Source organism: Candidatus Tectomicrobia bacterium (assembly GCA_016192135.1).
Taxonomy (GTDB): Bacteria; UBA8248; UBA8248; order UBA8248; family UBA8248; genus 2-12-FULL-69-37.
In genome coordinates, this window is record JACPUR010000018.1 from 60,726 (window position 1) to 74,672 (window position 13,947).

The 13,947-nt window shown below is 68.9% G+C and carries 15 protein-coding genes; 5 read left to right on the top strand and 10 right to left on the bottom strand.

The window, feature by feature from the left end:
* Window positions 1–25: 25 nt before the first annotated feature.
* From HYZ11_08510 to HYZ11_08520, 3 genes are all read left to right on the top strand, one after another.
* Window positions 26–355 carry a hypothetical protein gene (locus HYZ11_08510; GenBank protein ID MBI3127628.1) on the top strand — a complete coding sequence of 110 codons (330 nt, stop codon included), beginning with the start codon at window positions 26–28 and terminating at the stop codon, window positions 353–355.
* Between the two features lie 3 nt (window positions 356–358).
* On the top strand, window positions 359–1,327 hold the full coding sequence (locus HYZ11_08515; protein ID MBI3127629.1) for a DUF362 domain-containing protein: 969 nt from the start codon (window positions 359–361) through the stop codon (window positions 1,325–1,327).
* A gap of 444 nt (window positions 1,328–1,771) precedes the next feature.
* Window positions 1,772–2,149 (top strand): DoxX family protein, encoded by a 378-nt coding sequence (locus HYZ11_08520; protein MBI3127630.1) that lies wholly within the window; start codon window positions 1,772–1,774, stop codon window positions 2,147–2,149.
* Between the two features lie 217 nt (window positions 2,150–2,366).
* Here HYZ11_08520 and HYZ11_08525 read toward each other — a convergent pair whose 3' ends face one another.
* The 5 genes from HYZ11_08525 to HYZ11_08545 all read right to left on the bottom strand — a co-directional run bounded on the left by HYZ11_08525 (window position 2,367) and on the right by HYZ11_08545 (window position 8,113).
* Complete coding sequence (locus tag HYZ11_08525; GenBank protein MBI3127631.1) at window positions 2,367–3,140, bottom strand: SDR family oxidoreductase; 774 nt, start codon at window positions 3,138–3,140, stop codon at window positions 2,367–2,369.
* 402 nt (window positions 3,141–3,542) lie between these two features.
* Complete coding sequence (locus HYZ11_08530; GenBank protein ID MBI3127632.1) at window positions 3,543–4,316, bottom strand: SDR family oxidoreductase; 774 nt, start codon at window positions 4,314–4,316, stop codon at window positions 3,543–3,545.
* Window positions 4,317–4,490: 174 nt separating this feature from the next.
* Window positions 4,491–5,675 carry an acyl-CoA/acyl-ACP dehydrogenase gene (locus HYZ11_08535; protein MBI3127633.1) on the bottom strand — a complete coding sequence of 395 codons (1,185 nt, stop codon included), beginning with the start codon at window positions 5,673–5,675 and terminating at the stop codon, window positions 4,491–4,493.
* A 203-nt stretch (window positions 5,676–5,878) separates the two neighbouring features.
* On the bottom strand, window positions 5,879–6,991 hold the full coding sequence (gene queC, locus HYZ11_08540) for a 7-cyano-7-deazaguanine synthase QueC (protein ID MBI3127634.1): 1,113 nt from the start codon (window positions 6,989–6,991) through the stop codon (window positions 5,879–5,881).
* A gap of 228 nt (window positions 6,992–7,219) precedes the next feature.
* Window positions 7,220–8,113, bottom strand: a complete 894-nt coding sequence (locus HYZ11_08545) for a hypothetical protein (protein ID MBI3127635.1) — start codon at window positions 8,111–8,113, stop codon at window positions 7,220–7,222.
* A 120-nt stretch (window positions 8,114–8,233) separates the two neighbouring features.
* On the opposite strand from HYZ11_08545, the gene HYZ11_08550 reads away from it, so the two are divergent.
* Window positions 8,234–8,635 carry a PPOX class F420-dependent oxidoreductase gene (locus HYZ11_08550; GenBank protein ID MBI3127636.1) on the top strand — a complete coding sequence of 134 codons (402 nt, stop codon included), beginning with the start codon at window positions 8,234–8,236 and terminating at the stop codon, window positions 8,633–8,635.
* 40 nt (window positions 8,636–8,675) lie between these two features.
* Window positions 8,676–10,739 carry a M48 family metalloprotease gene (locus HYZ11_08555; protein MBI3127637.1) on the top strand — a complete coding sequence of 688 codons (2,064 nt, stop codon included), beginning with the start codon at window positions 8,676–8,678 and terminating at the stop codon, window positions 10,737–10,739.
* Between the two features lie 204 nt (window positions 10,740–10,943).
* On the opposite strand, the gene HYZ11_08560 is transcribed toward HYZ11_08555, so the two are convergent.
* From HYZ11_08560 to HYZ11_08580, 5 genes are all read right to left on the bottom strand, one after another.
* A complete protein-coding gene (locus tag HYZ11_08560) occupies window positions 10,944–11,156 on the bottom strand; it encodes a DUF2283 domain-containing protein (GenBank protein MBI3127638.1) in 213 nt (70 codons plus the stop codon).
* On the bottom strand, window positions 11,144–11,398 hold the full coding sequence (locus tag HYZ11_08565) for a hypothetical protein (protein ID MBI3127639.1): 255 nt from the start codon (window positions 11,396–11,398) through the stop codon (window positions 11,144–11,146). The genes HYZ11_08560 and HYZ11_08565 overlap by 13 nt, the downstream gene beginning before the upstream one ends.
* Before the next feature lie 130 nt (window positions 11,399–11,528).
* Window positions 11,529–12,041, bottom strand: a complete 513-nt coding sequence (locus tag HYZ11_08570) for a hypothetical protein (protein ID MBI3127640.1) — start codon at window positions 12,039–12,041, stop codon at window positions 11,529–11,531.
* Window positions 12,042–12,591: 550 nt separating this feature from the next.
* Window positions 12,592–13,476, bottom strand: coding sequence for an aldo/keto reductase (locus HYZ11_08575; GenBank protein MBI3127641.1), 885 nt, complete (start codon window positions 13,474–13,476; stop codon window positions 12,592–12,594).
* Window positions 13,477–13,491: 15 nt separating this feature from the next.
* Window positions 13,492–13,947, bottom strand: a 456-nt coding sequence (locus HYZ11_08580; protein ID MBI3127642.1) for an aldo/keto reductase, incomplete at its 5' end; no start/stop codon positions are given.

A 13,947-nucleotide genomic window follows, 5' to 3' on the forward strand; every position in this document is an offset into this window, starting at 1 on the left:
CCTAGACTGCGTGGGAGGATCCGCCATGAAAAGCGCGCTCGAGCTGGCGATGGAGAAAACCTCCGCCATCGGGGCCAAGGCCCGCGAGGAGCTGGCCAAGCTCTCGCCCGCCCAGCGGGCCGAGATCGAGAAGCTCAAGAAGGTGTACGAGGGGAAGACCGCCGAGAAGGACGTGATGTTCCAGCAGGAGGCCATGAAGCTCACCGGCGGAATCCCCCTGGAGATGGCGTCGCGGGCGCTCCCGCCCGAGCTGGCCGAGAAGCTCGGGCAGCTCCGCGAGAAGCTCAAGGCGGACAAGGAGGCCATCGAGGCCGAGCGCGACCAGAAGATCGAGGCGGCCAAGAAGGATGGCTAGCGGATGAGCCTTGTCGCCGCCGTCCGCTGCGAGGGCTACGAGCGCGCGCACGTCGAGGAGGCGGTGGGCCGGCTCCTCGAGCTCCTGGGGGGCGCGGCCCGCTTCGCCCGGGCCGGGGAGCGCCTCCTCCTCAAGCCCAACCTCCTGAAGGGCGCCCCGCCCGAGCGGGCCGTCACCACCCATCCCGAGGTGCTGCGCGCCGCCATCGGGGCGCTCCGCGCCGCTGCCCCCGATCTCAGGCTCCGCGTCGGGGACAGCCCCGCCTGGGGCGGCTTCGAGGCCTCCGCCGAGGCGGCGGGCCTCGCGGCCATCTGCCGGGAGACAGGGGCCGCCCTCACGCCCTTCGCCGGAGGCGTGAAGACCCCCAACCCCAAGGGCCAGGTGTACGACCACCTCGTCCTCGCCCGCGAGGCGGTCGAGAACGGCGGCCTCATCAACCTCCCCAAGCTCAAGACCCATGTCCAGCTCTACATGACGGGCGCCGTGAAGAACCTCTTCGGCTGCGTGGCCGGCAAGCGCAAGGCCTGGTGGCACTTCAAGGCGGGGAACTACCAGGACTACTTCCCCCTCATGCTCGTCGAGACGGCCCGGCTCCTGGGGGCGCGCCTGCACCTCCTGGACGCGGTGCTCGCCATGGAGGGGAACGGCCCCGCGAACGGTGTCCCCCGCCCCATGGGCCTGCTCCTGGCCTCCGAGGACCCGGTGGCCCTCGACCGGGTGGCGGTCGAAGCCGCCGGGCTCGACCCCGCCCGCCTGCGCACCCTCGAGGCCGCCCGCCTGCTGGGATGGGGGGAGACCCATCTCGCCAAGATCGAGATCGCCGGCCTTCCCCTCACCGAGGCCCGCCTGGCCCGCCCCCTGGCCGAGCCCCGGATGATCCCCATCGGCTTCAGCCTCCCCCGGGTGGTCAAGAGCACCCTCAAGCAGCAGTGGCTCCTGCGGGTCGAGGAGCCCCTGCGGCGGATCTCGTAAGAAATTTTGGTTTTATCCCAAGATATTCGAGAAAATCCTGTAAAATCGGTCCATTTCCCGCCTTATCCCTGCCTTTTTAAAAGGTGAAATTCGGTGAAATATCGTGAAAATCGGTGAACGCTCAGGCTTCCAGAGGAGCGGGGGATGCTTCATGTGAGCGGGAAACCGCCCCCCCCGCGGTTGGGCCGCGCGCCCCCGGCGGTGAATATACGCCCCCGGGCGGGAAAGCCATTTACCCCATTTTCGCGCAATTTCGCGCTGGTTCCGCCATTTTCACCTCATGGATTAGAATCCGGGGGCATCCCGGGCAGGGCCAAAAAAGAGGGGGCCTTTGGGCCGCACCGCCCGCCCCGGCCCGCGCCGTACGCCCGGGGAAAGGAATCCCCCACCCCAGCGGGCGCCCCCCATGCCGCAAGCGGCGGGCCGCCCGGGAGGAGGCCCATCATGGACCGCGCGCTGTGGATCGTTCAGGGGCTGCTCGCGCTTCTCTTCCTGTGGGCGGGCGGGATGAAGCTGGTCCTGCCGCTCGAAAAGCTGGCGGGGCCGGTGACGCTGCCGGGTCTTTTCGTGCGGTTCATCGGGGTGGTGGAAGTGCTCGGCGCGCTCGGCCTGCTCCTCCCCGGGCTCCTGGGCATCCGGACGGGCCTGACCCCCCTGGCCGCCGCCGGGCTGGTGATCATCATGATCGGGGCGGTGGGCGTCACGCTGGCGGGGGGCGAGATCGCGGGGGCGCTCATCTCGGCGGTGGTGGGGCTCCTCGCGGCCTTCGTCGCCTGGGGCCGCTGGCGGCTCGTGCCGCTGGGGGGGAAGGCGCGGCGGTAGGGCGCCGGTCGCAGGAGTGGCCGGCCGATTCCGTAGGGGCGGACCCTCCTTCGGAGGCCGAAGCCTCCTACGGAGGGCGAAGGCCTCGTGCTCGCCCTCATCCCCCCGCCACGGGGCGAATACAAGATTCGCCCCTACAGGTGGATCATTAACCGGTGCCCGTAGGGGCGGTTCGCGAACCGCCCCTACACCCGCCATGCCGCCGGCCCTTGCTGTATCAAATATTCGATCGGCTCTGGCCCCCGTCCACGGCCCAGCAGGCGCCGTGGACGAGGCTGGCGCGGGGGCTCACCATGAACACCGCCGCCGCGGCCAGCTCCTCGGGCCGGCCGAAGCGCCCGAGCGGGAGGTCCGAGTCGATGAAGCCCTTCAAGCCGTCCGGGGCCTCCTTCACCCGGCGGTCCCAGCTCCCGCCCGGGAAGAGGATGCTGCCGGGGGCGATGGCGTTCACCCGGATGTTGTCCTTGGCCACCTGCTGGGCCAGGGCCTTCGAGAAGCCGATGAGGGCGGCCTTGGAGGCGTTGTAGGTGGCCGAGCCGCCCCCCTCCCGGCCGTAGATGGAGGCCACGTTCAGGATGGAGCCCCCGCCCCGCTTCCTCATCTCCGGGATGGCGAGGCGCGAGAGCGCCACGGCGTGGAAGAGGTTGGTGCCGAAGGCGGCCCGCCAGTCCTCCTCCGTGAGGTCTACCACCGCGCCCGGCCTCGCCCCGCCCGCGTTGTTGACGAGAATGTCCACCCCGCCGAAGGCCTCCAGCGTCCTTTTCAGGAAGGCCTCGGGGACGCCCGGCGCGGTGATGTCCCCCTGGAAGCCGACCGCGGAGCCCTCCCGGATGGCGTTCAGCTCTTTCACCGCCTCATTCAGGCGCGCCTCCCCCCGGGCGCCCACCGCGACCCGGCAGCCCTCCCCGGCCAGCCCGCGCGCGATGTGGTAGCCCAGCCCCCGGCTCCCGCCGGAGATCATGGCGGCCTTGCCCTGGAGCATGAGGTCCATGGGGATACCCTCCACCCGTCATTCTGAGCGACCATGGGGAGCGAAGAATCCGCTTCTGGCTCTGGCGTCAAAACAAAAGCAGATGCTTCGCTGCGCTCAGCATGACGGCAAAAACGCCGCCCCTACAGATGTGACCGGCCGATTCCGTAGGGGCGAACCTCGTGTTCGCCCCCCATCCCGCCCACGGGGCGAATACAAGATTCGCCCCTACAGGTGGCCAACATGATCATACCCGCGGGGGCAGCCCCCCGTGCCAGGGTTTCCGCTGTCATTCTGAGCGCAGCGAAGAATCTCGGTGTTGATTCTCAAAAGGCAAACCGAGATTCTTCACTCCGCTTCGTGGAGCCTGTCCTGAGCGCAAGCGCAGGGTTCAGAATGACACCAAGGCCAACGCCTCTCTTCTTAGATATTCGACCGGCTCTGGCAGCCGTCCACGTTCCAGCAGGCGCCATGCACGAGGCTGGCGCGCGGGCTCACCATGAAGACGGCCACGGCCGAGACCTCCTCGGGCCGGCCCATGCGGCCGAAGGGCATGGCGGAGGCGATCCAGCCCTTGAGGCCGTCCGGGGCGGCCGCGATGCGCCGATCCCAGACCCCGCCCGGGAAGAGGATGCTGCCGGGGGCGAGGGAGTTCACCCGGATGTTGTCCTTCGCCACCTGCTGGGCCAGCGCCTTGGAGAAGCTGATGAGGGCGGCTTTGGAGGAATTGTAGGTCATGGCCGAGCCCGACTCGCGCCCGGCGATGGAGGCGATGTTGAGGATGGCGCCCCCGCCGCGCTTCTTCATCTCGGGGATGGCGAGGCGCGAGAGCGCCACGGCGTGGTAGAGGTTGAGGCCGAAGACGTGGCGCCAGTCCTCGTCCGTGGTTTCGAGGAGGGGCTTGGGGTCGCTCCCTCCCACGTTGTTGACGAGGATGTCCACCCCGCCGAAGGCCTCCAGCGCCTTCTTCAGGAGCGCCTCGGGGACGCCCGGCTTCGTCACGTCCCCGGCGAAGCCCGCGGCCTTGCCCTTCCCCTGGGCGTTGATGTCCTGGACGGCCTGGTTGAGGTCCTTCTCGCCCCGGGCGCCCACCATCACGCGGCAGCCCTCGGCGGCCAGGTCGCGGGCGATGTGGAGGCCGATGCCCTTGCTCCCGCCCGAGACGATCGCCACCTTGCCGTTCAGCATCAGGTCCATGGGGTGTCCTCATCTGAAATGTCCGGCAGGGGCGGCCCCCTGTGGCCGCCCCTTCCACGGGGCAGGCCATCTTTTCGGGTCCCCGAATCGGCCCGCCGATTCGGGATGAGGGGCCTGCCCCTACGGTTTCAACGCTTCCGGAGACGCCTGCCGGCCGCCTTGCCAGTGGCCGTCCTAGAGCGGCTGGTCCATCGTCTGGGCCGCCCGCAGGAGGGTCATGGAGTCGGTGCCGTCCCCGTGCAGGAAGGTGATGAGGTCGCGGATCATCTTCTCGGAGGGCGACTCCTTCATGATGCCGATGCCGGCGAGGATGTCGGTGGCGAGGTAGATGGTCTTCATGGCCACCTGGTCGCTGAACACCTTGCCGTAGCGGGTCATGCGGGTGTTGTAGGACTCGTCGTTCTCCACGCCCCAGCAGATGCGCCACATGAACTGCTCGGCCACCTCGATGTTCATGAGCATCTCGGCCAGCATGTGGCGGACGGTCGGGTGCTCGATGATGGGCACGCCGCCCTGGACGCGGTCCTTGGCGTGCCGGTGGCAAAAGCTCCACAGCCCGCGGCAGATGCCGGTGTTGCAGGCGGGGAGCTCGGCGCTGCCCCGGAAGATGGCGGCCTGGGTGGCGTAGCCCCCGTTCAGGGGGCCCAGCATGTCGCGCTCGTGCACGCGCACGTTGTCGAAGAAGGTCTCGCCGTTCGGGTAGAGCCGGTAGCCGAGCTTGTCGTGCACCTGGCCGTGGGTGAGGCCCTCGGCGTCGCCCGGGACGAGGAAGACGCTCGAGCCCTGGTGGACGGGCTTCGTGGGGTCGGTGCGGACGAAGACGATGAGCACCTTGGCCCAGGGGGAGAGGGAGTTGAAGCGCTTGGCGCCGTTCAGCACCCAGTAGTCGCCGTCCTTCACGGCCGACATCTTGAGGCCGAGCTTCGGATCGGGCTGGCGCAGCAGGTTGTCCGAGCCGTAGTCGGGCTCGGTCATGAGGATGGCGCCGACGAAGTCGTCGTCCTCGACGAAGGCCTTGCCCCACCGCTGCTTCTGATCCTCGTTGCCCATCTTGAAGAGGACGTTCGACACCTTCCAGCACTGGGAGAGGCACTTGATGGTGCCGATCTCGATCTGCGCCCCGGTCCACAGGCAGAGCGTCTTGGTCGGGGTGTCGGCGCCGATGCCGCCGTAGGCCTCGGGGACCACGAGGGTGCGGAGGCCCAGCTTGGAGGCCTTGCGGATGAGCTCCGCCGGGTAGCAGTCCCGCGGGTCGGGCTTGCGGTCCAGCTCGGCCGCGGCGGGCACCACCTCCTTCTCCATGAAGTCCTTGGTGAGCTGGGCCAGGGCGAGTTGCTCGTCGGTGAACGGATATTGCATCGTCTCTCCATCCTGGGAAGAAGCGCCCGGAAACCGTCCGGGAAATCAGAAAACGGGCTTTGGGAGCGTCCGAATGGAGTGCGTATCGTCTCCGGTGGGCGGTGTCAACCGCGGAAGGGGATTGCGGACAAGGGGTTTGCGCGGATGGATCAATGCCCGGCGAAGATTTTCCGAAACGGATGAGGGGAAGTCGTCCGCCCCCCTCACCCCGGATACGGCAGCGGGTCCGCCACCCCCGCCTCGGCGAAGCCCCTCCGGCGGAGGAGGCAGGCGTCGCAGCGCCCGCAGGGGCGCCCGGGGGCGAGCGGGTCGTAGCAGGAGTGGGTGAGCGCGAAGTCCACGCCCAGTTCCAGCCCCTTGCGGATGATCCCGGCCTTGGGCAGGGCGATGAGGGGGGTGCGGATCGAGAGCGGCCTCCCCTCCACCCCGGCCTTGGTGGCGAGCCGGGCCATGCGCTCGAAGGCCGCGATGTACTCGGGCCGGCAGTCCGGGTAGCCCGAGTAGTCGAGGGCGTTCACCCCGATGAAGATGTCCTCCGCCCCCCGCACCTCGGCCAGGGCCAGCGCGAAGCTCAGGAAGACGGTGTTCCGGGCCGGGACGTAGGTGACGGGGATCCCCTCCCCGATGCGGCCTCGGTCCTTGGGCACCTCGGCGTCCCCGGTCAAGGCGCTCCCCCCGATGGCGCGCAGGTCGATCTGGGCGGTGGCGTGGCTCGTCGCCCCGAGGGCGCCGGCCACCCGGCGCGCGGCCTCGAGCTCCATCCTGTGGCGCTGGCCGTAGTCGAAGGAGAGGGCGTGGCAGGCGAGGCCCTCCGCCCGGGCGCAGGCCAGGGCCACGGCGGAGTCCATGCCCCCGCTCAGGAGGACGACGGCAGCTCTCGGCGCACCCACGGGCGTATCTGGCTCTCGGCGGATTTCATGAGCTCCTGGCGGGAGCGGGGGAGGCCTTCGCTCACGAACTGGACGCGGAGGCGGTAGGGAGGCTCCTCCTCCGTGACGAACTCGGCGCGCACCGGGGAGACGGGCAGCCACCCCGACGCGCCCGGGTCGAGGCGGGCGGTGGAGGTGCCGATCAAGGCGCCGCCCGCCCCGTACATCTCCACCTCCAGGCGGAAGGTGCGGCTCGGGGGCTCGCCCACGAACAGGACGAATCCCCCGAGGACCACGAGCCCCCCTTCCAGGCGCTCCCACTCCCAGCGCTGGAGGGTGCGCGGCAGCGCGCTCAGCACCTCGAGGTTGAAGATCGGCTTCATTCCCCTCTCCCCGGGCCTCCGGCGCGCGCTTCACCCTCTCGGGCGACGGGGCAGGGTAATCCATCGCCGGGAGAAGGCCAACCGGCGGTGGAGGGCCGGTTTGCCAGCGGGCCTCCACCGCCGGCCCCCCCTCACCCCGGCCCTCTCCCAGAGGGAGAGGGAGAAGCGGCCCATTCATCGGCATTCGCGGCCTCCGCGCCCCTCTCCCCTTGGGAGAGGGGATGGGGGTGAGGGATTGCCGCGTTCGGCATGACGCAAAATCGCCAAACTCACCCACTACCAACCGGCCTCCTCAGCGAATCGGCTCCGCCGCTCCGCTCTCCCCGCCCGGAAGCAGGTCGACGCGGATGACGGGATCGCCCGGCTCGGCGAGCGGGCCCTCCCAGCGCAGGAAGCCCGCGGGCGCGGGGTTCGTGAGCCAGATCCGGTGGTCGGGGGCGTCCACGAAAAGGGTGGCGATCCAGGGAATCTTCGCGTGGACGATGAAGCGATCCCCCCTCAGCAGCCGGCCCCCCATGCGCATCCGATCGAGCCCGCCGTGCCGGAGCTCCACCTCCACCAGCCGGGGCTTCGGCGTGAAGGCGGCGGCCCGCAGCTCCACCCGCTCCCCCCGCATGAGGCGCTCCCGGAGAGCCTTGAGGGCCATGGTGAAGCCGAAGCCCGCGAAGGCGCGGCCCTCGACGAGCTCGAGCTTCCCGGTCCACTCCCTCAGCCCGCCCTCTTCGCGCTTCTTGGCGGAGGCGGCGCCCGAGCGGAAGTCCACCTCGAAGTGGCGGTAGAGTTCTCCCCCCCTCATCTCGCGGAGCGACCACTCCTCCTGGACGAGCTCGGGGCTCTGCCGGAAGGCCGCCCTCTCCTCGACCCGCCTCCCCTCTCCGAACTCGTAGAGTATCCGGATGTGGAGCCGGCCGCCCTCGATCCATTGGGCGAAATCCCCATCGGCGAGCTTCTTCCCGTCCAGGCTCCGCATGGCGGGGAACCCGTGCAGGGCGCCCTCGAGAGGCGCGCCCTCAACGCCCGCGGCGGGCGCGCCCTCCACCACCGCTCCGGGCGCGGCCGCGAGCAGCCACGCGAGCGCCGCCCAGCGCGCGAGGCGGAGCGCGGCGGGGGAACGCCGCCCGGAATTCCGGTTCCGGCGATAACGCGGCAGGCTGAAGCGGGAAAAAAGCGTGAGGATGGGTCCCATTCCCCTGACCCCCGGCGGCTTTCGGCGCCCAGGCGGTTGTATTAGGGTAGTCCATCGCCGGGAGCGGGCCAAGCCGCCGCTCCGCCCCCCGCCTGAGAACCCCGCCAGGAGGCCCCGCCCATGAACCGCGCCGAAGCCCTCGCCTTCCTCCAGCGATGCAAGCACGGGGTGCTGGCCACCCTACTCCCGGACGGCCGGCCCCACCCCACCCCCGTCGTCTTCGGCCTCATGGGGGAGGCCATCGAGATCTCCATGACCCGGGACCGGGTCAAGACCCGGAACCTCCGCCGCGACCCCCGCGCCACCCTGTGCGCCTTCCCCGAGGGGTCCTGGCATCCCTACCTGTGCGCCGAGGGCCGGGCGGAGCTCGTCGAGGACCCGGACGGCCAAAGGAACCTCACCCTCTACCGCCATATCGCCGGAAAGGACCCGGACGACCTGGAGGAGTACCTCCAGGCCATGAAGAAGGACAAAAGGCTCGTCTGCCGGCTCAAGCCCGAGCGGCTCTATCCGATAAGCTGACGAGGAGCGAACGCCCGACCCTTCCGCGGGAGCCGCCGCCATGAGATGCCCCGCCTGCGCCTCGGAGACCCTCCAGCCCGCCACGACCGCCCAGGGCGTCGAAGTGGACCGCTGCACCCAGTGCGGCGGCGTCTGGCTCGACGAGGGCGAGATATTCAACTTCACCCCGGACCGCATCACCCTCGCCCGGGCCCTCATGCAGGCCAAGCCCCAGGAGAAATCCGGCGAGCGCCTCAGCCCCAAGACGGGCAAGCCCATGCGGGAGGTGCCCCTCCTCGGGGGGAGGCTCACCCTCGACGCCTGCCCGGACACCCGGGGCTTCTGGCTCGACGCCGGGGAGCTAGAGAAGATCGGGGAGATCGACCGCCACCTCGCCGCGCTCGCCACCCGGGCCCCGGCGCGGGAGGGCTCCCACGGCCCCGCGGCCCGGGCCGTGCCCCGGCTCGCCCGGCTGCCCAACCTCTTCGTCCAGTCCGGCCTCGTCCTGGGCGGCCTCTACGCGCTGGCCGCCCTGGTCCTCATCGCGGCGGCCGAGTACTACAAGCTTCCGCCCGGCCTCGTGCTCGGCGCCGGGTTCATCGCCGTGTGCTTCCAGTTCGTCCTGGCGCCGTTCCTCATGGACTGGCTCCTGGCCCTCATCTTCCAGGGCACCTGGGTCACCTCCTTCGACCTCCCCCCGCACCTCGCGGAGTTCGTCCGGAAGGCGTGCGACGAGAAGGGGCTCGCCTTCCCCCAGTTCGGCATCATCAACGACGGCGCCCCCAACGCCTTCACCTACGGCCATACGCCCCGGAACGCCCGGATCGTGCTCACCCGGGGCCTCATCGGCATCCTGGACCCGGGGGAGCTCGAGGCCGTCGTCGCCCACGAGATGGGCCACGCCAGGCACTGGGACATCCTCCTGATGACCATCGCCCAGCTCGCCCCCCTCGTCCTCTACTACATCTACCGCACCATGCTCCGCTCGAGCGGGGGGGACGACCGGGGGGGAGCCTACCGCCTCGTCTTCGTGGCCGCGGCCTACATCCTCTACATCGCCTCCGAGTTCGTGGTGCTCTTCTTCTCCCGCGTGCGGGAGTACCACGCCGACCGCTTCGCCGGGCAGGTCACGGGCCGGCCCAACGACGTCTCGACGGCCCTGGTGAAGATCGCCTACGGCTTGGCCGGCCAGGCGCCGAAGGGGGAGGCCGGGAAGGAGGAGGACCGCCGGCCCGGCCTCGAGGCGGTGGGAGCGCTGGGCATCTTCGACGCCGGCATCGCCAAGGCCTTCGCGGTGGCCTCCTATTCCACCGCGCGGGCTGGCGCCGCGCAGGCCGGCGCGGGCGGGCGGGCCGCCATCGACAAGGAGGCCCTCCTCGGCGCCATGCGGTGGGACCTCTGGAACCCCTGGGCCCGGTACTACGAGCTCGCCTCGACCCATCCCCTCGTGGCCAAGCGCATCGGCCGGATGAGCGAGCTGGCGGCCTGGATGGGCCAGGAGCCCTTCATCACCTTCAACCTCTGGAAGCCCGAGAGCTACTGGGACGACTTCCTGGAGGATCTCGCGGCCATGTGGCTCCCCACCCTCATGCTCGTGGGGCTGTGCCTGGCCGCCTTCCATACCGGCGAGAAATGGCTCTACGGGCTGGCCCTGGCGATGGCGGGGGTGAGCTGGCTCGTCAAGCTCTCCCTGCTCTACCCCCGGAAGTTCTTCCCACGCACCACCGTCTCGGCCCTGCTACGCAACGTGAAGGTGTCCGGCGTGCGCGGCATCCCCTGCGTCCTCGCGGGCCGGGTGATCGGCCGCGGGGTGCCCGGGCTCATCTGGTCCGAGGACTTCATCATGCGGGACGACACCGGGATCATCTTCCTCGACTACAGCCAGCCGCTGCGCGTCTGGGAGTTCCTCTTCGGGCTCACGCGCTGGCGCAAGCTCCCCGGCCTCGACGTGGAGGTGACCGGCTGGTACCGGCGCTCCCCCGTCCCCTACGTCGAGATCCAGGCCATCTCCACCGAGGCGAACCGCTACCGCTGCTACACCTTCCCCTTCCTCCACGCCGCCGCCTGGGCCGTCACCCTGGGAGGAATCGCCCTGTTTGCGCTGTTGGTGGGGGGGTGGTGGTAGGAGTTCCGCTCCCTCGCCGGAACTTTGCCGCGGCGCCCGAAATCTCCGGTCCTCAGCCTGCCCCGGGGGAGGGTCCGGGAGCGCTACGCGGAGTGGGGCGGGTGGGTGGTATAGGCGTGCAGGGCAGAGAAGTGGAGCGAAGGATCCGCCCTGGGCCGATGCGCTTTGCAGCGGCTGGTTCCCGCGGCGGCTTGGCCAGCCGGTTCAGGCCGGTGTCGTTTCAAACGAAAGACGAAGCAGATCGGGATGGGGCGCCGTGAAGTTGAGTTTCTCGAAACCGATCACTTTGCCCGCGCCATCCTTCATCAGGATAACCTCGTCGCCGGTTTCCTCCGAGACGTGCTCCTGGCTCGGATCGGCGAACCAGACGGTGAGCGTGTTGCCCGCCTTGTCGTAAAATACCTTCACTTCGGCCATATCTTGATCCCTTCCTTGATTGCGTCCGTGGGGTATGCGGTGATCAGAAACCCTTCCCCATCCGACCGTTTTGTCACTGCACAGACCCACCGTTTCAAGGCTTCGGCTTTATAAAACAACAAAACGGAACCGTCGGTTTTGCTCCGCCGCACTTCGTCAGGACTTTCAAGCGCCGACTTGACGGCCGATTCGCGCCCTTTCATTGCCGGATGCTTCTCGTTCACGATCAAATCCCAGCGCATTCGGTCGACTCTCTGGCGCTTCAGGGCTCTCACAGCTGAGTATCTGGCTACTGCTGGCGCTCAACGGCTTGGCATTAGCGGGAGGCGCGCAGCACCGTCATCTCAACGGCCTCGCTAGACGCGGCGATAACTAACCACGATTCAGTCGGAGAATGGGATCCCAATTGTTGAGCCAAGGCGTGAAATCCCTCTTCCGGTTGATGTACTCACCGTGGGCCAGAAGAAGCTGATCGGTCTTCCGCATGCCTCGAGTCTCCCAGCAGCGCCGACCCTCGGTGACCCACAGGTAGGTGTGGACCTTTTTGTCACGTCCGTGGATTGATGCAAGCCGTTTCGCCAGTTCGCGCGGCGGCACGATGACGAAATCAACGGTTCGATTGGCGAATCCCTGGAGAACGAAGACCCAATAGTCCGCTGGCGACTTGGCGAGCTTGCTCCGGTCGATTGTCCACCACCCGCACGCTCTGAGCTGCTTCTGAAAAGCAGGATCCATGTGAGTCGCCAGGAAGTCCTTCGAGAACTTCACTTGGAGAGAGAGCGTTCGCCGGCTGCGGCGGTCCGTTACGAGAAGATCGACTCCTGTGTCCCTCGACGGTACCCATACGTTGGTTCGTCGAAAACGCCGCTCGATTTCGGACGCCACCAAGTACTCACCCGCGTGAATTGTAAACAGTGTTCTCACTGATCACCTGTCTGCGTATCGCGCGGCCTAACAACAATTCGACTCGTCCGCCAACGATGCGAAGTTCAGTTTTCTGACCCCACAACACGCCGCAGGATTTCTTGCCGAAGGCGTGTCAACCCGTTCGCATCCAATCGCTTGCCACCTGCCTAGCGGCATATCACAGCATCTTTTTCGGATCAGGATAGCACAACCCCCTTGAATTGGTTCATAGCCCGCTTACCGCCAAGTGGAATGGTTCGCCAATATCTATGGCTAATCTTGTCATGGTTCTCCGTCTTTGCTACAAAGCCCCCCTGGCGCGGATTTTTCGTCTCCCCATGCTGCGAATGGACGGAGGTTCGATCGTTTCGAACGTGGACTGGAAGGCCCTCTCGGACGCCCTGGCCGGGATCCCGGGACGGCCAGCGCTTCGCGAGGGCGTGAGGGGGAGCAAATGCCAGCAGGGCGGTTCGTTCCGTAGGGGCGGGTTTGAAACCCGCCCCTACAGACAAATCCGTCCATTGACCAACTACCCCAGCAACTTCTCCAACTCCCTCGCCGCCTCCGGCGGGAGGGGCCCCATGTCCCCGGCAGCGGCGTTCTCGGCGGCGCGCCCGGGGCGGCGGGTGGCGGGGACGACGGTGGACACCCTCGGGTCGGAGAGGACGTAGCGGATGAGGGCCTGGGCGAGCGTCCCGGCCTCCAGGGCGGCGAGGGCGCGCGCCTCCTTCTTGCCGAGGGGATGGAAGCTCCCGTAGCCGGCGCGGCTCAAGGCGTACCGCAGCCGCGCCCAGGGGCCCGAGCGGCCGCGGCGCCGCGCCAGCTCGCGCCAGGCGCGGGCGATGGGCCGCATGGCGATGACGCCGAGGTTCATCCCCGCCGCCAGGGGCAGCACCCGCTCCCGGCACGAGGTCTCCCCCAGCCAGAAGGGCACCTGGACGGCGTCGAAGCGGCCGGTGCGCATCCCGGCCAGCGCCTCGGCCTCGCTCTCGCGCTCGTAGTAGGTGAGCCCGAGGAAGCGGACCCGCCCCCTCTCCCGGTATTCCTCCAGCACCGGAAGCACCTCCCGCCAGCCCGCCATGTTGTGCACCTGGAGGAGATCGATCACGTCCGTGCGCAGGCGCTCGAAGGAGCGCTCGATGCTCGCCCGGGCGGCCGGGGCGCTGGTCTCGCGCACCTTGGTGGCCAGGAGGACGCCCGCGCGGCGCCCGGCGAGGGCGAGCCCCAGGACGCGCTCCGAGGCGCCGTAGGCGGGGGCGGTGTCGAAGAAGTTGCAGCCGCGGGCGAGGGCCTCGTCCACGAGCCGGCGGCAGCGGTCTTCCTCCGGCCCCGGCGGCACGTCGAAGGATTCGAGGGTGCCCATCCCCACCGAGCTGACGGAGAGGCCGGTGCGGCCCAGGACGCGGTAGCGCATGATCCCCGCCCCGGCTCAGCCGATGAGGCGTTCGAGCCGCCGGAGGGCGCCGGGCGGGAGGGGCCCTCCCTCGGCGGCGGCCGCGTTCTCGGCCACGCGCTCGAGCCTGCTCGTGGCCGGGATGACGGCCGAGACGGCCGGGTCCGAGAGGACGTACTTGAGCAGGGCCTGGCCTGGGGTGCGGACGCCATGAGGCTCCAGGAAGGAGAGGTCTTTCCCCCGCAGCGCGCCGATGAGCTTGCCCCGCCCGAAGATGGGAGAGATGGGCGTCATACCGATCACCCCCAGGTTCAGCTCCCGGGCGAGAGGGAGGATCGCTTTCCGGCAGGCCGTCTCGCCCACGTGGTAGGGGATCTGGATGGTGTCGTAGAGGCCGGTGCGCATGGCCTCCATCATCTCCGGGTAGTTCGACACGCGGTAGTCGGTGAGGCCGGTGAAGCGCACGCGGCCCTCCTCCCGGAGCTCCTGGAG